Source organism: Ruminococcus sp., from assembly GCF_017549005.1.
Taxonomy (GTDB): Bacteria; Bacillota; Clostridia; order Oscillospirales; family Ruminococcaceae; genus Ruminococcus.
Map to the genome: position 1 here is coordinate 1 of NZ_JAFYYT010000035.1, position 21,432 is coordinate 21,432.

The window sequence follows — 21,432 nt, forward strand, 5'->3', positions numbered from 1 at the left end:
CTGATACTCCCAGTTCTTCTTCTCCTTCAGAAAGGTTCTCCTGAGAAGTCCGTACTTGCCGATCTCTTTCTGTTCTTCCGTCGTCATATCCGGCAGATAAGTCTGTGTTGCTTCGTCCAGACGGTACTGTATCCCGTTCTCTGTCATGGTTTTCGGTAATGCTTTGCTCATAATTCTTACTCCTTTCGACTTTGAGCGTTTGCTCGATATTTCTTAACATCTGTTCCGAGATACTGCTGACAGCATCTCCAAGAACAGTCATTGCCCTTATACTTTTGAATTCATATATTCCTCTGAAATCATCAAGATTTATAAAAGCCTCTGCGTCATATCCACATCTTGTAAGAACGGCATACGAAACACTGGCTTTCAGCAGCATTTCAAATCTATACTGTATATTCAGGTCATCAAGCCCGTTGAGGAAAGTGTTATCTCTTTCTTCCAAAATACCGGGAAGAAACTCGGCAGAACGGAGCTTTACAAGTTCATTTGCCTTGTCCTTTACGGCTCTGCCAAGCGATTCCGCCGTTGGCGAAAGCTGCCTGATGACCGACTCCTCGTTTCTATCGGTTACTTTCCAGAAGAAAGGCGTTCTTGAGCGTTCGTCTTTAGCTACAGTATCAGCGAAATCAAATACATATCGGAGTCTGGCTTTGCCGTTATCTTCGGCTATAAGGGCAATGCCTTTGCTGCCGCGTTTTATATATCTGTTTGTGATATCTTCCCGTCCCCAGGTATCATACTCTGCACAGGCAACAGCGTCAGGTCGCTGAGCATGAATAAGGATCTGGTCTTTGAAACTGTATTTGTAAAGCCGTGAAGCTGTTTCAAGGAAGGAAGTATACTCATATATATCCTTCCAAAGCGCTGAAATACGTTCTTTCAGCAGTTCCTGTACGTTTTGAAGTTTTGCAGGCATTTCATTCTCCTTTCACATGATACCACATTAAAGTGGCAAAGTCAATAGTTTTTTAAAGTTTTTCTGCTGCCGTCTGTCAATTTCAATTATTGAATCAAATTTCTTGATTACCTCGGCTTTTCCTATGTATACATTAAAAACTTCACTTGACATTGCAGAAATAATATGATATAATGTCTTCAGATTCTGATTAGCTCATAGAATAATTTACGAGTAAACATGAAAGGTGGTTTTTTTCATGTCAAAAAACATTACAATTACGCTTACCGATGCAGAATATGAAACAGCATTAGTAAGTGCTTCAGATCTTGGTTTGGATTTAGCTCAATATGTAAAGAGATATCCAATTGGCGAAGATGAGTTTAATATTAGATATGGATTTCTAATAACTCAGGCTAAATCACAACCTATAGGAATTCCATTTACGGTTATGTCTTTATTTCCTGATTGGCATGAGATTCCAAGAGGAGTGAGACTGTCCCTTGGAAGATGTTTTTATCATCTTATAAAACGTGATACCGCTGAACTTCACCATATAAAAGATGCTGGTAAAAACTCATCAAATATTCAGTTATACGTTAGGGAGGAGAAATAAATGAAGATAACACTAAATGCAAACGAAACTAATGACTATAATATAATTCTGAATCAAATACCAACCATTCCAAAAGGAACCCATTTGTACTTCCGTGATTTTTTTACAGGGAGAACAGCTTCGCAAAGAGTCGCTATAAAGCTCCGTGAAGAAGTTGTAAGCGGTAGACTAACAGGAATAAAATTAGTTGGAACTAAATCAAGCCAAGGATATATTATAATTTGAAAATTTTATGTAACGCCCTGAAACAGGGCGCGAAGATTATGCCTCAAATGCTTCATCAAAGCTGATATCATTGTATTCTGCGTCTGTCATAGCTTCAAGCGTGAAAAGAAGCCTTTCTCCGATCTTTCTGACGTCATCATCGGCGATATACGGCGTAGCTTCAACAATGTTACTGATAGTATCCTTACGGTCAATTCCTCTGAGGATACAGAGGAAATTGAGTTCTTCAACAGTAAAATCCTTCATCGTTCCATACCTTTCTCTTTATTGGCTGTTTTGTTTTCAGGCTGTTTTGTGCTCATTGCATCACGCAGATAGCTTCTTATTGAACGCTTTGCCTCTGCTTTTTTTTCAGGCTTTTCCTTTATCTCAGGTTTCTGAGGAGTATTGTTTATGATACCGTCGAATGAATTATCATTCTGCTCAACAGTATCCTCAATAGCTTTCAGAGGATTTTCACGCCCTATCTGTCCGAAATGCGATAGTTCCTTGAATCCTGTGGTATCAACAAAATGAGCTGTTATCTGTCCTTCTTTCTTTACGGCGATAACGTCACTTACGCTGAGAGAATGACCTTCATAATCTTTGGGATGATCATTATTGAATTTACCGAATACAGATTCAAGGAAAGCAGGCATATTTTCGACTTTGGACAAGTCTTCGTTATAGCAGTAAACCAGGTTATAGTTATCCCTGTCTATCTCTTTTCCCATCTTTTCAAGGTAATCGAGTCCCGCAAAGGAGATATCACGATTTTCAGGAGTTCGTTTCAGCTGATAGATAGCGACTGTATCGTTACTGCTGTTCATAAGCATAGCTTCTTTTTCAGGATCACCCTTTAAAATTCTTTCATCTACAGAATTGAATCTGCTGCTTTTATCCAGCTCTCTCTGAACGTCCTCGGCTACAGCTTCATTGACTGAGTTTTCAAGTTCAAGCTGCTTTTCCATTATTTTCCCGGCTAACATATTTACCAGCCCTGAGTGCTCATTTGTCTGATAATAGATAAGACTTGGTTTTATTTTATCAGGAAGTGGCGAAATAACGTCATTTGCCCATTTCTGAACCTTTTCATCAAATCGTTTGTCCCAATCTGATGACGCTATTCTCGAAGCAACAAGCAGCGAAATACGATCAAGCGGATACTCTTTCATTACCTGTTTCAAGGCTGCGTCTGCGTCAAATGTGCCGCCTAAGCCATTTTCATAAAGGTGATAGTTGTCATTTATCGCCTTTTTTATGCTCTCACGGCAGCTTTGATTTTCGTTGCCGTTCTGACGGAAAAGCCCAATCTCGCCTGAATCTCTGGCTTCCTGTGCTGTTTTAAGGTATACGGGAATAGAAAAATGATCTGTTTCTGTAGGTCTGTCCTCATTCTCAGGCAATTTCTCAGCCACCCTGTTTTTGCCTATCGCCGTAAGAGCTTCCTTGTATGCAGGAATATCAGATTTTGAGATAGTAAGTGTGGTTTTATCATCATTGATCCTGCCGCTGAATTTTATTCCTTTTTCTTCGAGTATCTTTGCAACAGAAAGAGCCTTGTCCGTTGACAGCTTCATATAGTTTTTATCGGGAATATCCTTGAACAGCGTATTGCCTATGATATTCAGCTTTTCATCGTTCTTAGGGCGGCTTTCTGTCTTTACAGGCTCCTGAGTCTTGTCCTGTATCTGTTCCTTCTGCCGCCCCAGCAGGATATCTTCCACCTTGTTTATGATATCATTTGCCGTTGCTCTGATAGTTTCAAGTGAAGCCTTGAGCTCGGGAACTTCCTTTCCCGAACCCCATGAAGCAACATAGGCAAAGCTGTAATCTGACGTATCTATGCCGAAATGCTGACAAACAGTATATGCGATACTTTCAGCTTCGACTTCCTCGGTATTCCTGTCTTTGGGCTTATCCAGGTCCGATTTCGTCATTTTATGATTATGCAGGATAGAGTGAGCTATCTCATGAACGGCGGTCTTTACAGTCTGAGTTTCAGACATTCCTTCATTGATGGCAATAACATTGCGTTCCTTGTCAAAATAGCCTTTTGCTCCGTCTTTGATATCTTCAAAGCTGACAGGGACAGGAGCTATGGCTTTCAGCGCCTCAAAGAACTTTTCATAATCTTTTACATCGCCCTTAAGCTCGTCAACTCCAAGTGTAGGCAGCTCCTTTCCGCTTGTCTGAGAAACGTCGAACACGGATACGACCTTGAATGCAGGAATCCTTATCTCGACTTCTTCAGTAATTGGCTTTCCGTCATTATCAAGCACAGGGAGCTGAGTGTCCTTGTCGATTTTTGTTTGCTCTTTCTTAATGGTGTACGGGGCAGGAGCAAGTATCTGGATTCCTTTCTCTCCCTTGTTCACATTACGCTTGAATTTGTTCTTCCACGAATTAAAGCCGGCTACAAGAGTTGCCTCAGGCTTCTGCATGGCGATAAGCATTGTATTGTTGAAGCTGTAATTATGAAACTTGGACATAGTATTCAGATATTCCTTGAATTTCTCGCCCTCGAACAGCTCCTTTATGCCTTTTTCAAGTTTATCGGTTATTTTCTTTGTACGCTCCTGCGCAGATACATTTTCGATATCGGGCATCAGGCATTACCTCCTTTTCTTACTTTTCTCGGTGCAAACTTCAATTTGAAGTTGACATAATCTCCTGTATCATCAAGACATACAACAGCGTCATAATTCCTGCGTGATTTCGGGGAATACAGACCGCTGATAGCAACCTTTCCGTTTTTAAGGAGAGCTTCAACTATTTCTCTTGTGAGCTTTTTCCTCGATGTTTCAAAGAAACGGTTATTCTTCCAGATAACGAATCCGCAGTTCCTGTCTTCACATGAATATGCTTTTGGTGTGATAACAACATTCTTTCCGCATCTCGGACAGATACCTACTACCTCTCCGCCGCTTTCATGCGGAGATACCTTGCTTTCATCAATATCTGACTTGCCTGCGGCAATAATATCGTCTATCAGTTTCTCAATATCAGCCATGAACTGCTGAGAAGTGTATCGTCCCTGAGCTACAAGAGCAAGCTTGTTTTCCCAATCCGCAGTCATTTTTGCCGATTTTACGATATCGGGCATTACAGATATGAGGTCGTTTCCGTTGTCGGTGACAACAAGGTTTCTTTTATCACGCTTTATAAAGCCTGATTTTGTGAGCTTTTCAATTACGCCTGCTCTTGTTGCAGGTGTTCCCAGCCCTGAACGCTCAACTTCCTCTGTAATTTCCTCTGTTCCTGCATGTTCCATTGCTGAAAGGAGCGTATCCTCTGTAAAATGCTTTGGCGGCTGCGTATAATGCTCAGTTATTTCAGCAGCGGTATCGTTAAAGCACTGTCCCTCGGCAAGTGAGATAACAGTATCTTCAGGTTCATCATCGTCCCTGCATTTCTGATACTTCCTGAAAGCTTCATCTATTCCTTTGAACCCTTTTATAACAGAATACCTGCCTTTGGCGGTAAAAGAATAACCGCTACAGTTAATGGTTCCTGTAACGGTCTCGTAGATATATGGTTCTGACATAGCACAGAGCATACGGTTGGCTATAAGGAAAAGGATTTTTCGCTCTCCTTCGGGAACTGAGTCCAGATCGACATTATCAAGTTCGGAGGTCAGGATAATTGCTGTATGGTCCGTGACTTTCTTGTTGTTCAATACTCTGTGAACATCAGGGGTTAACGTAATATTCTCAAAATGAGGAAGCCGTCTTAGAATAATATCCGTGATGTTTCGCGCAGTATCTCCCATATCCTCAGTGAGATAACAGCTGTCTGTTCTTGGATAGGTGCAAAGCTTCATTTCATACAGTGACTGTGTGTAGTCAAGCGTCTGCTGAGCAGTAAATCCGTAGAGGCGATTCGCTTCTCGCTGTAACGACGTCAGGTCGTAGAGCTTAGGTGGATTTACCGTCTTTCGTTCAGACTTTATTGAAGCGACCTGCGCCTGTTTACCGTCACATTCACGCCTTATCCTATCAGCCTCATCATGAGCCTTTATCTTTTCCATTACTGCATCAAGTCCGTCTGCTCTGAGGTGGACATTAAAATACTTCTCCTTCTGAAAGTTCGATATCTTGCCCTCGCGTTCGCAAATCATGGCAAGAGTAGGCGTCTGCACTCTTCCGACGTTGAGAGTTCTGTTGTACAGGCGAGAGAAAAGGCGTGATGAATTGATACCTACTATCCAGTCAGCCTTTGCGCGGCAGAGTGCTGAATCATAGAGGTTTTCATAATCCTTTCCGTCCTTGAGATCGGCAAATCCCTCTGAAATAGCCTTTTCTTCCATTGAAGATATCCACAGGCGTTTAATGGGCTTTCGGCAGCCTGCCTTGTTGTAAACAAGACGGAAAATGAGTTCACCTTCACGCCCTGCATCACAGGCGTTTATGACCTCTGTTATCCTGTCATCATTCATAAGGGAACGCAGGACGCTGAACTGCTCATCCTTATCGTGTGATACATTAAAAATCCAGTTTTCAGGGATAATAGGCAGATCATCAATGTTCCACTGCTTGTACTTTTCGTCATAGCTGTCTGCATTGGCAAGTCCGACCAGGTGTCCGACGCACCATGAAACGATATACCCGTTTCCTTCGACATACCCGTTCTGCTTCTCGGTAACACCGAGGACTTTTGCAAGTGCCATGCCGACACCTGGCTTTTCTGCGATCACTAACTTCATTGAATCATTCCTTTCGTAAATTAATAGAGCTTAATTGTTATCATTTTCTGTTTCGCCGTTATCGATATCATCCTCCTCATCATCGGAATCACGCTTCTTGTCATTATTCGATGAAGTACCCCTGAGCTTGAAGAAGTAGAATGCTGCTCCGCCTAAAAGGGCGAGTATACCAATAGCAGGGACAAGAAGGTTGGTGTTTGCCGCACTTGCTGTTTTTGCAGTTTCTGTTGTCTGTGAGCTATCTGGTTCATTATCTCCGTTTTCAGTGCCTGTTGGCGTTTCATCATCAACGTCGGTTATCGCTGTTTCAGCCTTTTTCTTGCTTCCGTCCTTATCTTCGTTCGGGAACTTGTCGGTAAAAGCCATAAGGTCATATTCATCAACAAGATTCATAAAGTAAACATTGCCTCTACCTTCATTATCCTTGTCTACAACGATATAGAACGTGTTGCCGTTCTTGCTCTGTATAGTGAGGAACTGGCGGTTTACATCTTCATTGAGCACATCTTCAAGCAGTGTACCGTTACCCGAGGGAAGAGATTTTTCAACTTCTTTATTATCCTTTGTTGAAATATCGGTTATTACAGCTGTAGTTTCTGTATCTGATGAAACGGGGAGAGTGCTTTCCAAAACTGTAATTTCTGAAGATATTACAGAAGTGGTTTCAGTAGTTTCTGTTACTTCAACGGCAAAAGCAGTTGTAAGCGATGATAGAGCTAAAATGCTGCTGAGAGCAGCGACAGAGCCTATAAGCTTTGGTATCTTATTCATCTTCATCTGTCCTTTCATTATTTATTAATTCATCTGAATCAGTTTGCAGTGCATTTGCAGGCATTATCGCTGCAAGCTTCTTTTTCAGATCATCTCCGTTCAGATTGAATATACCGACGATTTGCAGTATACGCTGATTTTCGAGCTTTTCAATATGCGCCATAACAGCTTTCTCCTTCTCGATGATATCAGCTTTTCTGTCTCTGATGACCGAAAGTTCATTGTATGCTTTTTCAAGCTGTTGTTCGGTTTTTTCTAATCCAACTGACATAGGTTGATCCTTTCTGTCTTAAAATAGATCGGGTTTGTTTCCTTTGGTTTGCATCATAGCAAGATACAGGTCATAAACTCCCGCATCTTTAAGCTCCTGGATAACTACTTCTTCGATACTCCTTGATATCAGGCGAACATTCAGGATAAAGTAGTCATATTCCACTGTCACCTCCGTTTCGTTTCCATCAGCGTCTGTTTCTATGTGAGTTTCTGACCTTACTTCATGAACAGACTCAATATCAAGCTGATACATTGAATCATAGACCTTGTTTATCATCTCCTGTATCTCTGTGTCATACTTGAAGTTTACCTTCATTGCACTCAGATATGACAGAAGCTGATAAGGATCGTGTCCTATATCATCAATGTAGTAGTTATACTCGTTCCAGTCGATATAGTAGTCGGGAATATGATCAATATATTCTCTCAGCTCATTTTCGCGGTTATTTAGCTGTTCGTTACAGGCAATAAGATCTTCGTCACTGGTCATATATGATGTTGCGATATATGCCGTTCCGCTATCTACAAACGATGAACTGCAAGACGTCGCCAGTGTTGTGAACAGCATAAACACTATAAGGAACAGTATAATAATGAGGATTCCCCATTTACTGGAAGAAACAGCCTGTATTACCTTTTTGCCAGCCTTTTCGGCAGCATCTTTGACAGTGGCAGCGGCTTTTCGTTTCTTCTCGGCATTTTTGACCTGTTGTTTCTGATGAGCTTTTTTCATCGCTTCTTTTACAGCAGATTTTCTTTGAGCCTGAGAAATAGTATCAGAAGAATTCTTTTTTTCATTGAGCTTGCTATTAGGATTTCCTTCCTTGAATTTTAGTTTAGATTCCTTTTGATCCTGATGTTCTTTAAGCTTAATTACAGCCTTTTTTATGGCTTTCTTACTACTTTTCAAAAGAGCTTTCGTTTCTTCCTCGGAAAGTTCTTCATTTCCATTAAATTCAGAATCTATCATAGGTTTACCTCCTTTTAAAAAATGTTTATAAAAGACTTGACAAGTTGAGACAATCGTGATAAAATAAGGTCTCAATAGGAAATAATTTTCCATTTAAGCAATATTATCTATCAGAAGGAGATGACGGTATATGATAGGATTTTGTATTGGAATTATTCTGACCATTTTTATTTTAGTTTTAGATATTGTTCTGTTATGCTCTTATGCGTTTCTGGCTAAGATAACAATGATTAATAGCTTTGTTATCGGAATTGCAGGCGGAATAGCACTTTATCTTTGCAACAGAGCTTTCAATGTTTCATTTTTCAGCTCACAGATAAATCCTGTTGTATGCCTTATAGTTGCTGTTGTTCTCTTTATTGCTGCATTTTTTCTGCAAAAGACCAAACCCGGTTTCTGGATATTTGCAGTGATATTCTCCATTCTGTGGTCTTTTATCGCTGCTCTTACTGTACATATACTTATTACAGAAAACATGATCGCTTTCTGGGCTGTATTCGCAGTATCGTTCATTATGAATATAAGTTCACATATCAGATCGAGAGGCGCTGAATTCAAATTAGCATGATAAATATGTAAGCCGTATCAATGAGATACGGCTTTTTGTTTACCAGCAATGCTTCTCATGGAATAACCACATTGCGGTTACGCCTATGATTCCGCCAACAACGCAGCTAATAAACCACTTCATATCAGTTCACCTCCGTTTCTTCCAGTCTCGTTGTCATTATCTTGTAGAGCATAGTATCCTTCGGGAATTTGTCAACGAACGGAATAATAACATTGCCGTAGAAGATAAGACCTTCTCCCGGACCTGAGTTTGTAACGTATGAAAGCTGATGCGGAGAAATATTCAGGTGTTTAGCAAGGATCTGTCTATCGCCCGCAGCCTGATTCAGCATATAGATGAAGTCTGAGTTTTCAAATATATTCTCAACTTCACGGCTTGAAAGCAGGTCCTTCACATTCTGCGTAAGACCTGTCGGGATACCGCCCCATTTTCTGAATCGTTTCCATATTTCTACGGAGTAAGCAGCGGTCTGTTCTTCCTTGAGAAGAAGGTGAAACTCGTCGATATAATAGCGGGTTGACTTGTGTTCTGCACGGTTTACTGTAACACGATTCCATACACAATCCTGAACGACGAGCATTCCCAGCTTTTTAAGCTGTTTTCCGAGCTCCTTTATATCAAAGCAGATAAGACGGTTGTTCATATCGACATTTGTACGATGATTGAAGATGTTGAGTGAGCCGGTAACGTACATTTCAAGTGCAGTAGCTATTCGTATAGCCTCAGGTTCGGGCTGACTTAGGATAAGGTTGTAAAGGTCCTGAAGAACAGGCATTTCTGCTGTTTCAGGATTTGCAAGGTATTCCCTGTAAACAAGACGGACGCAGCGGTCAATAATAGTCTTTTCTATAGGCTCAAGACCGCTTTTGCCTCCGACGATCAGTTCGCACATTGAAAGTACAAAATCAGATTTAAGTGCAAGAGGGTTCTCATCTTCTGAATAATTAAGATTGATGTCCAGAGGATTGATATATTGCGTCGAATTTGGAGATATTCGTATTACCTGACCGTTCAGCCTGTTTACAAGAGGGAAGTATTCAGCTTCAGGATCACAAATAATAATGTCATCTTTAGTTGTCAGAAAGGCATTTGCTATCTCTCTCTTGGCAGAGAACGACTTGCCAGTTCCAGGAGTACCGAGAACAATACCGTTTGGATTTTTGAGCTGCTTACGGTCACACAGTATCATGTTGTTTGAAAGAGCGTTTAACCCGTAATACAGGGCTTCTCCGTCCTGAAACAGCTCCTGTGTGGTAAACGGAACAAAGATTGCTGTGCTGGATGTGGTCAGTCCGCGCTTTATCTCAATATCATTGATACCGATAGGTACGCAAGCCATAATACCGTCTTCCTGCTGATAATCAAGGCGTTTGAGCTGACAGTTGTACTTCTGAGCGATACCCTGTTCCTGAAAAATGATATTATCAAGCTTCCTTTTTGTATCTGCGGTATTCATAATGAGGATAGTGACCATGAAAAGGCGTTCGTTTCGGTTCTGGAGATCATTAAGAAGCGCTTTCGCATCCTTTCCGAATGTGTTTATATCGGAAGGCATGATATCAATGTCGTATCCGTTGCGGAAAGCCTTTTTCTGCTCTTCCATCTTCATCTTATCAAGGTCTGTTATCTTTCGTTTGACTGTTTTTATGGCTTTGTTCTGGTCGATTGACTGGAAGTGGATTGACAGAGTAATACTGTGATCGACATTCAGGAAATCCGCAAGCATTTTATCCGACATTTCACTTGCCATTATCTGGATAAACGATACAGCTCCCGTCTTATCGCTCATTCTGAAACTGTTTCCTTTGGAGAAATCAAAGGAAGAAGGAGCTATGAAGTCCTTTACAGATAGTCCTGATTGTGGGAGCAGCTCCCATGAAAATCTGAATTTTTCCCTGCCGTCGGGATTGAAGCAGCGATGAAGTATGGCAAGGCGTTCTGCACCATTAAGAGGCTGTGCCAGTACTCCCATAGTTTTGAAGTTGCTGATAATATCAGCTTCTATACGCTCCAGTTTCGATTTGGCTTCTCTGAGATTATCAGCTTCGATACCGAATGTTATGAATTTTGTCCTTACAAGACCGTTATTACCCTTTGCAAGCTGATTTTTCAGCATTTCGGAGTATTCACCTCTGATGTCATCAAAGCCGTCGCCCTGGGGAGCAAGTTCTATCATCTTTTCAAATTCTTCAAGGTCAGATAACTGATTCAGGAAAGACAACTGGACATTTATTGAGCAGTCAAAGTAATTGAGAAATTCGCAGTAACCGTCAAATATCGCAGTTTTATCTTCGTTCTGAGCAAGCTGATAGTTGATATCGAAGAACTGTATCGTCTTTGTATAATGGTTGTCATCGGTACGGCATATACCGTCCTTGTACATCTGCTGAAACCTGATAGACTGCTGTGCGGTTACGGGGATTTTTCCATTACCGTCGGGACGAGCCCTTTTTACGGCAGCTCCTACCATTTTTTTCTGTTTTCCTGTTAGTTTTGTTTTTATTATAGACAATGTCATTTACCTCCTTTTCAAGATCATACTGTCTCTGTGCGTATTCGTAGATGTTTTCTGTTCTGTAAGGTCGCTTCTTAGGTCGTATGAACCGTGATGTTATGAAGATCTTTGCAACTTTTTCAAATGGCATACCGTTCTTTTCATACATAGCCATGAGGAAAAAAGGCATGGCTATGATGATAAGAAGGAGCATTGCAAGAGTGTTGCCTATATGGCTTCTGGTGAGGAAATATACAGGGACGGCAGTAGCCGTCGCTGTACTGAACCATATAAGCTGCCTTTTTGTTAGGTTGAATACGACTTTTGTCTTGACCTTGTTCAAATCCTTAGGAACCTGTACATAAGGCATTTATAAAGTCCTCCCTTATCTGCTGATATGCCGGACTATCTTTCGGGATATCATCGGCAAAGTGATAGATAAAGTCTGAAAGCGCTTCTTCTATATCTGAGCGCAGCTTCATAATTTTTTTCTGAAAATTATCATTCATATTTCCGCCTCCTATCGTGCGTTGAATATTGATTTCGAGATCGAGGACGTTTTGAACAGCGTCAGGCATAATACGATAGAATATCCGCCTATTCGCATCAGCATACCGTGAAGGTCCTTTACCGTAGTAATATCCTTTACGAGAGCCGAATAAATGCCTACAAGCACCATTATGAAAAACGCCTGAAATGCCAGCGCCACAAGGCTTCTGATATAGTTTGTACCGATATTGCCCCATTCACGGTTCGTCATAGTTGCGAACGGGATAGGCGCAACAGAGCAGTACATATAGATCTCGATCATTCTGTTTGTGAGAACTACTGTAACAAGGATAGCTATTGCCTTGACAGCAAGACCGACTACCGCCGCTTCAAGCATAAGAACGATAAGCGAACCTGTATCCATTTTGTCGAGAGAAGACCTGAAATCCAGGTATATCTCGTTTACATCAACGTATGTGTCGTTTGCAATTGAGGCAGCCGATTTATTAACTATCCATTGCCCGACATCAAATATCGCCATTGTGATCTCAAATGTGTGAGACAGGAGCATTACCGCTACACAAGCCTTGAAGCAGAACTTGAAGAAGATAAAGGTCTCAACATCATGCATATTGTTTTTTTCGGTTATTGTTGTAATAAGTTCATAGCATAGAACAGCAGTGATTATAAGGCCGGCTATCGGGATGATAACATTGTTTGACAGATTCTGTATCATAGAGAATATGCTTTTATTCCACTCGGCAGGAGTAAGAGCTACGTCTTTACTGACATTAGCGACAGAAGCGTTTGCGTCATCAAATATTCCTATGAACATTCCGCCGCACGCATCTACAAAGAAATCGTGTATTGCGTCGCCAATAGCATCTATAATTTTGTCCATTACATACCACCTTTCTGTCTTTTATTTATAGAGCAGAAGTCTGCCTTTCGGCAGACCTCCGCGGAGTTCAAAAAGGACCTTAACCGAAAAGTCCCTTGAGAAGAGGAACAAGTGTTGTTCCGATAAGGGCAACACCGCCGCCGGCCATGAGCTGCTTCATACCCTGAGACTTGGCACCGGGGTTATCGTTTCCGTAACCTTCAAGAAGATTGACAACTCCCCAGATACCAAGACCTGCACCGAGAGCTATAACGAGTGTCTGAAGAACGCCTACTGCTGAAGTAAAAAATTCCATAATAAAAATTTCCTTTCATAATTAAAGATTTCGGGCATAAAAAAACCAGCGTGGTTACGCTGGTCCTTATGCGTTTACGGTTCCACAGTCATATACCTCGACTGTGTCTGTGCTTTTGATCTTTAGCTTATGAGACAGGTACTTCTCGATATCGAAAAAGTTTTTTTCATCAGCGTCATACGTTAGAGCGTATTTTGGATGCTTCGTATAATCGTATTTGTTACTCAGAAAAGGTCTGACACCTCTAAGCTGCAAAATACACTTGTTTCCGTCCATAACGCTGAGTTCATCCATGCTCATAAGCTCTTTTCCCGTTTTCTGATAATTCAGAGAGTGGGAAGTCTCTTTGCCTCTGCTTTCGCCTGTATTGTAGAGGTCAATTGTCTCCTTTCCAAGTATTTCGGAAAGTTCTTTCAGTGTGGTCTTTTCCTTGCCTCCGAGAAACAGTGTTGTATCGCAGTTGCCAACGATAGTATCAGCATTATCCTTGTATATGGCTTTCAGTTGACTCTGAGCCTGGAGTATAACACAGGCTGATATCTCACGGCTTCGTATTGTTGCGATGAGCTTCTCAAACTTCGGTATCTGACCGATATTACTGAATTCGTCAAGAATACAGCGGACATGAACAGGCAGGCGTCCGCCATGTTTGTCATCTGCTTTATCACAGAGAAGATTGAAAAGCTGAGTGTACATTATGGCTACGATGAAGTTAAAAGTATCATCCGTATCGGAGATTATGACAAAAAGTGCCGTCTTTTCATCGCCTAACGTATCGAGCTCAAGCTCGTCATATTCTGTGAGTTCACGCAGTTCCCTGATATCAAAAGGAGCAAGTCTTGCTCCGCAGGAGATAAGGATACTTTTGGCTGTTTTGCCGGCTGCAAGCTTATACTTTTTGTACTGCCGTACAGCAAAGTGCTCCGGATTCTCAGCTTCCAATTCATCAAAGAGGCGATCTATAGGGTTTTTGAATGATTCATCATCCTCTCTTGTCGCTGATGCATTGATCATTTCTATCAGGGTGTTCAGATTTTTTTCATCCTCAGGACCTTCGTACCAGATATACCCGATAAGTGCCGAATAATACAGTCTTTCTGCCTTGATCCAGAAATCTTCGCCGCTCTGCGCTCCTTCTCCCTTTGTATTGGCTATTATGGTGTTTACCAGTTTCAGGATATCTTTTTCTGAACGAATATACGCCAATGGGTTATAGTGCATGGATTTTGCGAAGTTGATAGTATTCAGGATCTTTATTCTGTACCCTCCTTTCAGTAAGGCATTTCCGACTTCATTTACAACTGTACCTTTCGGATCGGTCACTACATAGCTGCTGTGCATCTGAAGAAGGTTTGGTTTTACGAAAAAACGGGTTTTACCGCTTCCTGAACCGCCGATAACAAGAACATTCTTGTTCCTTGCGTACTTTGGTCCTGATTTTGGACGGTTATCCATAGTCAGCCTTTCGGTCTCAGTCAGAATGATGTTGTCCTTAAAATCTTCTGCCATATACGGCTTGATATCTTCTGCTGTACCCCAACGGGCTGAACCATATTCTACGCCTTTACGGTATTTCTTTGCATTTTTGCCTTTTATCCAGACAATTGCTTTAATAAGAACTGCTCCCGCAGTTCCGATAAGCAGATCAACAGGTCTGAAACTTGGCAGCGGAACAGAGAATACACTTCCGAAATTGTTCATAGCCTCTATGAACTTCTCCCCGAATGAAGAACCCGAAGCAGAGGTAAATACCTGAGAAGCTTTGTTGAAAAAGAAACCTACTCCTAAAAATGGAACTATCTTAAGAAATTTCTGCTTATTGAACTTCATCAGAGTTCCACTTCCCTCGTTCTTGTCTTTTCCCTTTTGAGTTCCTTGTTCTTTGGAGGAGTAAGCTCATTCAGCCGAGTTTTTATTGACTGCTTTTCTTCCTGCTCTTTCTTCTGTTCACGGATATTCAGGAAATCCTTGAAAGCTTTAGTCAGTATCTCACTGTCCTTCGCACGGAAAAAAAGGATATATTTTGGTGGTTCTACTGATTTGTCCTTTTTCAAGGAATAATCTATGCCATATTTTCGGGCGGTCTTTTCAAAAGCCTTGATATTCTGGTCGTTTATCTCGATATTTGTGACCGAAGCATTATCATTTCCTCTGATAAGCTGCTTTAAGGACTGTTTCCCGCGAATTACTTGAGGATTTCGATTTTTTTGTAATTCAAGAAGCTTTTTCAACACTTTAACAAGAACGTTTGTAGTTACTTTGGTTGATCTGAATGACAAAGCAACAATTTTTTCGTTATTATAATCCTGCATGACTGCCTCCTTTCTTCATCAGGTACAAAAAAAGCAGCTAAGTACAAATACTTAACTGCTTTTTCTTGTGTTTATTCTGTTCCGTACAGGTCGTGATTGACCTCTGCCGCATAGTAACTGTTGATAGTTGAGGGAGCGTTGTAAAGAGCTGTACGAAGATATGCCTTGATGTTTCTGATTTTTGTGGTATTGTTGTCAAGGCAGGAAAGAACATATTCGATATGAGAGGAGTCGATTTTCAACAATCGGCTTCTTACAAGTTCAGTTGGAACAGCTTCCTTGTCGATTATCATTGACTTAGATGATGAACATATACATTCCAGCATGATCTCAACTATTTCATCAAGCCTTGAACTGTCAACCTGTTCTCTGAGTATCTCATAATCGATATTTTCATAAATGATTTCCCTGTAAATTCTCATCTTATCCATCATATCCAGCTGATTGATAGATAAGATATCAGGTAAGTCTTTATTTGATCGTTCTTTATTTGATTTCTCTTTACTTAATTGTCCCGAATTATCCCAACCAGGTTTTACCTGTCCGGAAAAATTCCTGTCAGGTGAATCAATGATAGGTCTGGAATTAAGAGGTTTCTGAAAAAAAGTATACTGCATCTGACCGTATCTACCATTACGGTTTCTTTCACGGTATCTGCTGAGATATCCGGCAGCTTCAAGCTCCTTTAAAATAGAGGAGATCGTATCCGAACATTCAAGGCAGATAGACGATAGCCCTTCAATTGTCATATCCCAGTCGGGAGGAAGCGAAAGGACCAGAGCCTGAAGTCCTTTTGCCTTCAGGGAGAGCCTTTTGTCCCTCATCAATTCATTGGATATTACGGTAAAACCGCCTTTCAGCTCAACTTTACAGTACGCCATCAGATGCCACCAGCTTCTATTTTTGAAAAATCAAAAGAAATTTTCAAAATACTATTGACAACTGACTCATTTTGTGCTTGGGGGAGACAAAAATATTTTTCAAAAAACCTCTTGACAAACTCCTTGTTTTGTGCATTGTAGCCCTCCAAAGAAATTTCAGGAAAAGTATTGACAACTCCTGAATTTTGTGATATGGGAGAACTTCTGCACCTTACTGTTGTGATCATGACATGACACCTTCCTTTCGTTTTATTCATAACAACAAAAAAGCCCCGTAACGGCAGTGTATTGAACACCGCAGATACGAGGCTTTAATTATTTTTCAGTGTTTATCCTACTTCAAGACAGAACACCATTTTGATATCTCGCCACTGATTTTTCCGTAAATAGCTTCCATGAGCCTTTTTATAGGCTTTCGCCATTTCAAAGGTTATCGGAAACTCCCATGAAATCGTGACTTTAGAACTACTACTTAGAAGCGATAGCAGCCTGTGCTGGAATAAGGGTAGCTTTCATGATCGTTCATAATCCCACCAACACCAATTTTCCCATTCAATTCACATGGAGCGCGACCATTGATGTTCTGTAAATTGTTAAGCCACGGATAATTTCAACTCACACGCCCACGTGGGGCGCGACATTACAGGGAGACAGCTCGGGAAATCGTAATCAAGATTTCAACTCACACGCCCACGTGGGGCGCGACCTTCCCAATTTGTTTGAAATGTAGACTCATTAATATTTCAACTCACACGCCCACGTGGGGCGCGACTGGAGACTGAAGCCAGGTGCAGACCGTCTTCACAGATTTCAACTCACACGCCCACGTGGGGCGCGACGCAATTATCTGTTGAGTAAGCCTTCTCAATAATAATTTCAACTCACACGCCCACGTGGGGCGCGACTTCTTTGCATTATTCCATTTGGACATGTCTGAGACATTTCAACTCACACGCCCACGTGGGGCGCGACAACATCGTACCAACATGACACGCTGTAAACGAAAAATTTCAACTCACACGCCCACGTGGGGCGCGACAAGAATCTGTTAATATATTCTCCGATGAATATCATTTCAACTCACACGCCCACGTGGGGCGCGACTATGGATCATCACGACCATTTTTAACCTTCCATGATTTCAACTCACACGCCCACGTGGGGCGCGACGATCGATAAGTACAACATTAAGATGGCAAATCTTAATTTCAACTCACACGCCCACGTGGGGCGCGACCGTAATATGCAGTGAATACTTCAGCAGCTGATTTAATATTTCAACTCACACGCCCACGTGGGGCGCGACTTAAATCGCGTTATATTTCCATCAAATGTATATGATTTCAACTCACACGCCCACGTGGGGCGCGACGTACAAAACCCCTGACTTCAACCGATATTTCTATATTTCAACTCACACGCCCACGTGGGGCGCGACACTTACGACAGCACAGCCGACAGACTGGAATCTAAATTTCAACTCACACGCCCACGTGGGGCGCGACCGGCTTCTGTCAAGCTGCTTCTGAAGCACGTCAATTTCAACTCACACGCCCACGTGGTGCGCGACCTGAGAATTGACAGAATAGTATCTCAGAAGCTTGCATTTCAACTCACACGCCCACGTGGGGCGCGACCAAAACAAAACAGTCACCGAGTAGACAACAAAGTAATTTCAACTCACACGCCCACGTGGGGCGCGACTTTATCATGATCTGCACATGATACACGAATGCAAAATTTCAACTCACACGCCCACGTGGGGCGCGACGACAATTGTGAATAATGTTGCACAATTCTTAGGTATTTCAACTCACACGCCCACGTGGGACGCGACGCGCATTTTACTTGTGCTGCTATAAAGACGGGCTGAATTTCAACTCACACGCCCACGTGGGGCGCGACCACCTCTTTATGTTCATAGTATCTGTATCATAAGCTGAATTTCAACTCACACGCCCACGTGGGGCGCGACGTTAGGATTTTGTGTAATTTTTGAAAGCTTTGAATTTCAACTCACACGCCCACGTGGGGCGCGACACTCTGGATGGACTGCATATAACAAAATGCTACAATTTCAACTCACACGCCCACGTGGGGCGCGACCGCTCGACGCCGTATATAATATCATTTACGGAAAGAATTTCAACTCACACGCCCACGTGGGGCGCGACTGATATGCCGCTCTTGACGTTAAGCCGCAGATACATTTCAACTCACACGCCCACGTGGGGCGCGACCGTACAAATATTGATGGTACATATGGCACATCCGATTTCAACTCACACGCCCACGTGGGGCGCGACCTATCTGACGTTTGAAGAAAGCATATTCATGAGCATTTCAACTCACACGCCCACGTGGGGCGCGACTCACACCGGTTGCAGCCGGCACTTGTACCGTAAATTTCAACTCACACGCCCACGTGGGGCGCGACAATCATACTTTGAATACGTTCCTAATGGAATCAATATTTCAACTCACACGCCCACGTGGGGCGCGACATCTTCCATGACGCGCTGCACCCCCGTATATAAAATTTCAACTCACACGCCCACGTGGGGCGCGACATGATAATGTCAAGCACATCGTGATAAGCTGCTGCATTTCAACTCACACGCCCACGTGGGGCGCGACTCAGATCTATGAAATTTTAAATGACATTATGAATATTTCAACTCACACGCCCACGTGGGGCGCGACGTTAAGCTGCCGGTTGCTCCGCCGACGGTGAGAGAATTTCAACTCACACGCCCACGTGGGGCGCGACAGGCTTCTGTTGTTGTCTCGGAGCCACTATGGGATTTCAACTCACACGCCCACGTGGGGCGCGACTTGGAACTGACCGACAAACAAGTGCAACATGTCATTTCAACTCACACGCCCACGTGGGGCGCGACTCATACTCCTTTCAATATAACCATACTTGCAGAATTTCAACTCACACGCCCACGTGGGGCGCGACGTCATACTGCCCGTTAACGGGTTGCTTGCAATAACATTTCAACTCACACGCCCACGTGGGGCGCGACTATATCGGTGCCAAACATTGCATTGATACGCTTCATTTCAACTCACACGCCCACGTGGGGCGCGACCGCATATGTCAGGGGCTTAAAAGCAAGGATTCAATTTCAACTCACACGCCCACGTGGGGCGCGACCAGATCGGCAGCGCTACAGGTCCTGTTCTTACAATTTCAACTCACACGCCCACGTGGGGCGCGACGTATGATAGATATCATGTTCTTGCATTCCTGTCTATTTCAACTCACACGCCCACGTGGGGCGCGACCATTGACGCGCTTCAAGCCCTCTTGGATAGTTACATTTCAACTCACACGCCCACGTGGGGCGCGACCTTAAGAGGCTTGAACGAATAAAAGCTTGTATCATTTCAACTCACACGCCCACGTGGGGCGCGACGTTTACGTTTAATCTCGTTAATCCTGGAAGCATTGAATTTCAACTCACACGCCCACGTGGGGCGCGACTTTTTATTTTCATATTCGGCGCGCGCGTCAGCCGTATTTCAACTCACACGCCCACGTGGGGCGCGACGATAATCTTACTACGGAATATAAAGAAATATCTTTATTTCAACTCACACGCCCACGTGGGGCGCGACCGTTTCCGCTGTGTTAATAGCGTAACAACGACAAATTTCAACTCACACGCCCACGTGGGGCGCGACTGCACTGGTACGAAACACAAACCGACGCCTGGAATTTCAACTCACACGCCCACGTGGGGCGCGACTTCAAGAACGAGCAAATATGCTCTCATAAATTCATTTCAACTCACACGCCCACGTGGGGCGCGACCTTTCATGTTTGCAAAGTATGCTGACGATCTGACAATTTCAACTCACACGCCCACGTGGGGCGCGACTCGCACTCTTATTCTACCTTTTCTATCAGTAGCATTTCAACTCACACGCCCACGTGGGGCGCGACATTTTAAAGTCAATATCAGTTAAAACGGCTCGGAATTTCAACTCACACGCCCACGTGGGGCGCGACGCAATGTACTTGATAACATTCTGATATAGTCGCATTTCAACTCACACGCCCACGTGGGGCGCGACCCGCAGCCGACAGCCTTTTTCCGATGACAACTTTTCATTTCAACTCACACGCCCACGTGGGGCGCGACGAAAGTCCTCGAGCTCGTCAAACGTCCGGCCGTATTTCAACTCACACGCCCACGTGGGGCGCGACGCGTTATGCCAAATCAGGAAGCTGCAACAGGTTCATTTCAACTCACACGCCCACGTGGGGCGCGACCATCTTCAGCCCTCATTTCTTCGAGTGCTGCTGAATTTCAACTCACACGCCCACGTGGGGCGCGACCGACTGAAGTATTATCGTTAGTTTCCGATAAGTCAATTTCAACTCACACGCCCACGTGGGGCGCGACATAAACGTTATAAATCTTGTGGCTGATCTTATCATTTCAACTCACACGCCCACGTGGGGCGCGACCGTGGCTGCTGGGCGAGCAACAAGCATCTGGCTATTTCAACTCACACGCCCACGTGGGGCGCGACCGCATTTTATCTTGCCTATATAACATCTGCTCTGATTTCAACTCACACGCCCACGTGGGGCGCGACCGGCTCTGGTTCGTTCACGCTTCCACAAATAGCATTTCAACTCACACGCCCACGTGGGGCGCGACGTTAGTCATTAAAACGCTGAATCCTTCATCAAGATTTCAACTCACACGCCCACGTGGGGCGCGACACGACCTTATAAAAAAGGCAGACGACATACTCAATATTTCAACTCACACGCCCACGTGGGGCGCGACCAGCCGTGACCGAGAATGATATCAGCCTGATTACATATTTCAACTCACACGCCCACGTGGGGCGCGACGTAGCTCTAATTCCATTGTTCTGTGCTACCTCTCTATTTCAACTCACACGCCCACGTGGGGCGCGACTCTATATATTGTGTATAAAGAGCCGCACAGCCACTGTGAGCGGACATTTATAAGCAAAATCGTACTATTTTGTTCATATTTCATTCATAAGCATTGTCTTTAGGCA

General features: G+C 43.2%; 18 protein-coding genes, 1 pseudogene and 1 CRISPR repeat array. Of the genes and pseudogenes, 3 read left to right on the top strand and 16 right to left on the bottom strand.

Annotated features, from left to right (window positions below; translation table 11 throughout):
• On the bottom strand, positions 1–171 hold a 171-nt coding region (locus tag IKW96_RS14825), incomplete at its 3' end, for a TnpV protein (protein WP_367112954.1).
• A 986-nt stretch (positions 172–1,157) separates the two neighbouring features.
• Between IKW96_RS14825 and IKW96_RS08205 the strand changes: the two genes are divergently transcribed.
• On the top strand, positions 1,158–1,514 hold the full coding sequence (locus tag IKW96_RS08205) for a DUF1413 domain-containing protein (protein WP_296573013.1): 357 nt from the start codon (positions 1,158–1,160) through the stop codon (positions 1,512–1,514).
• Positions 1,515–1,739 carry a hypothetical protein gene (locus IKW96_RS08210; RefSeq protein ID WP_296573015.1) on the top strand — a complete coding sequence of 75 codons (225 nt, stop codon included), beginning with the start codon at positions 1,515–1,517 and terminating at the stop codon, positions 1,737–1,739.
• Between the two features lie 36 nt (positions 1,740–1,775).
• Here IKW96_RS08210 and IKW96_RS08215 read toward each other — a convergent pair whose 3' ends face one another.
• The 6 genes and pseudogenes from IKW96_RS08215 to IKW96_RS08240 all read right to left on the bottom strand — a co-directional run bounded on the left by IKW96_RS08215 (position 1,776) and on the right by IKW96_RS08240 (position 8,437).
• Entirely contained in the window at positions 1,776–1,985 is a 210-nt protein-coding gene (locus IKW96_RS08215) for a transposon-transfer assisting family protein (protein ID WP_296573017.1), read from the bottom strand.
• Positions 1,982–4,297 (bottom strand): annotated as a pseudogene (locus IKW96_RS08220) (YodL domain-containing protein); the annotation flags it as partial. The gene IKW96_RS08215 and the pseudogene IKW96_RS08220, both read right to left, overlap by 4 nt.
• Positions 4,298–4,326: 29 nt before the next feature.
• Positions 4,327–6,423 carry a type IA DNA topoisomerase gene (locus tag IKW96_RS08225; RefSeq protein ID WP_296573019.1) on the bottom strand — a complete coding sequence of 699 codons (2,097 nt, stop codon included), beginning with the start codon at positions 6,421–6,423 and terminating at the stop codon, positions 4,327–4,329.
• Between the two features lie 30 nt (positions 6,424–6,453).
• Entirely contained in the window at positions 6,454–7,194 is a 741-nt protein-coding gene (locus tag IKW96_RS08230; protein WP_296573021.1) for a CD1107 family mobile element protein, read from the bottom strand.
• A complete protein-coding gene (locus tag IKW96_RS08235) occupies positions 7,187–7,465 on the bottom strand; it encodes a hypothetical protein (RefSeq protein WP_296573023.1) in 279 nt (92 codons plus the stop codon). The genes IKW96_RS08230 and IKW96_RS08235 overlap by 8 nt, the downstream gene beginning before the upstream one ends.
• An 18-nt stretch (positions 7,466–7,483) precedes the next feature.
• Positions 7,484–8,437 (bottom strand): CD1108 family mobile element protein, encoded by a 954-nt coding sequence (locus IKW96_RS08240; protein ID WP_296573026.1) that lies wholly within the window; start codon positions 8,435–8,437, stop codon positions 7,484–7,486.
• A gap of 130 nt (positions 8,438–8,567) precedes the next feature.
• Between IKW96_RS08240 and IKW96_RS08245 the strand changes: the two genes are divergently transcribed.
• Positions 8,568–9,005 carry a hypothetical protein gene (locus IKW96_RS08245; RefSeq protein ID WP_296573029.1) on the top strand — a complete coding sequence of 146 codons (438 nt, stop codon included), beginning with the start codon at positions 8,568–8,570 and terminating at the stop codon, positions 9,003–9,005.
• A 124-nt stretch (positions 9,006–9,129) separates the two neighbouring features.
• On the opposite strand, the gene IKW96_RS08250 is transcribed toward IKW96_RS08245, so the two are convergent.
• The 9 genes from IKW96_RS08250 to IKW96_RS08290 form a co-directional block, all read right to left on the bottom strand.
• Positions 9,130–11,526 (bottom strand): VirB4-like conjugal transfer ATPase, CD1110 family, encoded by a 2,397-nt coding sequence (locus IKW96_RS08250; RefSeq protein ID WP_367112952.1) that lies wholly within the window; start codon positions 11,524–11,526, stop codon positions 9,130–9,132.
• Entirely contained in the window at positions 11,438–11,872 is a 435-nt protein-coding gene (locus tag IKW96_RS08255) for a PrgI family protein (protein ID WP_296573032.1), read from the bottom strand. The genes IKW96_RS08250 and IKW96_RS08255 overlap by 89 nt, the downstream gene beginning before the upstream one ends.
• Positions 11,850–12,011, bottom strand: coding sequence for a hypothetical protein (locus tag IKW96_RS08260; RefSeq protein WP_296573035.1), 162 nt, complete (start codon positions 12,009–12,011; stop codon positions 11,850–11,852). The genes IKW96_RS08255 and IKW96_RS08260 overlap by 23 nt, the downstream gene beginning before the upstream one ends.
• 11 nt (positions 12,012–12,022) lie before the next feature.
• Positions 12,023–12,892: a VirB6/TrbL-like conjugal transfer protein, CD1112 family gene (locus IKW96_RS08265; protein WP_296573038.1), complete on the bottom strand. Its 870-nt coding sequence runs from the start codon at positions 12,890–12,892 to the stop codon at positions 12,023–12,025.
• Between the two features lie 79 nt (positions 12,893–12,971).
• Positions 12,972–13,187 (bottom strand): Maff2 family mobile element protein, encoded by a 216-nt coding sequence (locus IKW96_RS08270; protein ID WP_019680688.1) that lies wholly within the window; start codon positions 13,185–13,187, stop codon positions 12,972–12,974.
• Positions 13,188–13,253: 66 nt separating this feature from the next.
• Positions 13,254–15,017 carry a VirD4-like conjugal transfer protein, CD1115 family gene (locus tag IKW96_RS08275; protein ID WP_296573043.1) on the bottom strand — a complete coding sequence of 588 codons (1,764 nt, stop codon included), beginning with the start codon at positions 15,015–15,017 and terminating at the stop codon, positions 13,254–13,256.
• Complete coding sequence (locus IKW96_RS08280; RefSeq protein ID WP_296573046.1) at positions 15,017–15,499, bottom strand: PcfB family protein; 483 nt, start codon at positions 15,497–15,499, stop codon at positions 15,017–15,019. Before IKW96_RS08280 ends, IKW96_RS08275 begins: the two co-directional genes overlap by 1 nt.
• Positions 15,500–15,570: 71 nt before the next feature.
• Complete coding sequence (locus tag IKW96_RS08285) at positions 15,571–16,380, bottom strand: DUF6017 domain-containing protein (RefSeq protein ID WP_296573048.1); 810 nt, start codon at positions 16,378–16,380, stop codon at positions 15,571–15,573.
• On the bottom strand, positions 16,380–16,607 hold the full coding sequence (locus IKW96_RS08290; RefSeq protein ID WP_296573052.1) for a hypothetical protein: 228 nt from the start codon (positions 16,605–16,607) through the stop codon (positions 16,380–16,382). Before IKW96_RS08290 ends, IKW96_RS08285 begins: the two co-directional genes overlap by 1 nt.
• A gap of 380 nt (positions 16,608–16,987) precedes the next feature.
• A CRISPR array of direct repeats spans positions 16,988–21,326; the repeat unit is 32 nt; unit sequence ATTTCAACTCACACGCCCACGTGGGGCGCGAC.
• Positions 21,327–21,432 lie beyond the last annotated feature (106 nt).

Coding starts and splice junctions, on each gene's coding strand:
- IKW96_RS08275 (WP_296573043.1), bottom strand. CDS start 15,017: ATGAAGTTCAATAAGCAGAAATTTCTTAAGATAGTTCCATTTTTAGGA.
- IKW96_RS08290 (WP_296573052.1), bottom strand. CDS start 16,607: ATGATCACAACAGTAAGGTGCAGAAGTTCTCCCATATCACAAAATTCA.
- IKW96_RS08240 (WP_296573026.1), bottom strand. CDS start 8,437: ATGATAGATTCTGAATTTAATGGAAATGAAGAACTTTCCGAGGAAGAA.
- IKW96_RS08215 (WP_296573017.1), bottom strand. CDS start 1,985: ATGAAGGATTTTACTGTTGAAGAACTCAATTTCCTCTGTATCCTCAGA.
- IKW96_RS08210 (WP_296573015.1), top strand. CDS start 1,515: ATGAAGATAACACTAAATGCAAACGAAACTAATGACTATAATATAATT.
- IKW96_RS08205 (WP_296573013.1), top strand. CDS start 1,158: ATGTCAAAAAACATTACAATTACGCTTACCGATGCAGAATATGAAACA.
- IKW96_RS08225 (WP_296573019.1), bottom strand. CDS start 6,423: ATGAAGTTAGTGATCGCAGAAAAGCCAGGTGTCGGCATGGCACTTGCA.
- IKW96_RS08245 (WP_296573029.1), top strand. CDS start 8,568: ATGATAGGATTTTGTATTGGAATTATTCTGACCATTTTTATTTTAGTT.
- IKW96_RS08250 (WP_367112952.1), bottom strand. CDS start 11,526: ATGACATTGTCTATAATAAAAACAAAACTAACAGGAAAACAGAAAAAA.
- IKW96_RS08260 (WP_296573035.1), bottom strand. CDS start 12,011: ATGAATGATAATTTTCAGAAAAAAATTATGAAGCTGCGCTCAGATATA.
- IKW96_RS08255 (WP_296573032.1), bottom strand. CDS start 11,872: ATGCCTTATGTACAGGTTCCTAAGGATTTGAACAAGGTCAAGACAAAA.
- IKW96_RS08280 (WP_296573046.1), bottom strand. CDS start 15,499: ATGCAGGATTATAATAACGAAAAAATTGTTGCTTTGTCATTCAGATCA.
- IKW96_RS08270 (WP_019680688.1), bottom strand. CDS start 13,187: ATGGAATTTTTTACTTCAGCAGTAGGCGTTCTTCAGACACTCGTTATA.
- IKW96_RS08235 (WP_296573023.1), bottom strand. CDS start 7,465: ATGTCAGTTGGATTAGAAAAAACCGAACAACAGCTTGAAAAAGCATAC.
- IKW96_RS08265 (WP_296573038.1), bottom strand. CDS start 12,892: ATGGACAAAATTATAGATGCTATTGGCGACGCAATACACGATTTCTTT.
- IKW96_RS08230 (WP_296573021.1), bottom strand. CDS start 7,194: ATGAATAAGATACCAAAGCTTATAGGCTCTGTCGCTGCTCTCAGCAGC.
- IKW96_RS08285 (WP_296573048.1), bottom strand. CDS start 16,380: ATGGCGTACTGTAAAGTTGAGCTGAAAGGCGGTTTTACCGTAATATCC.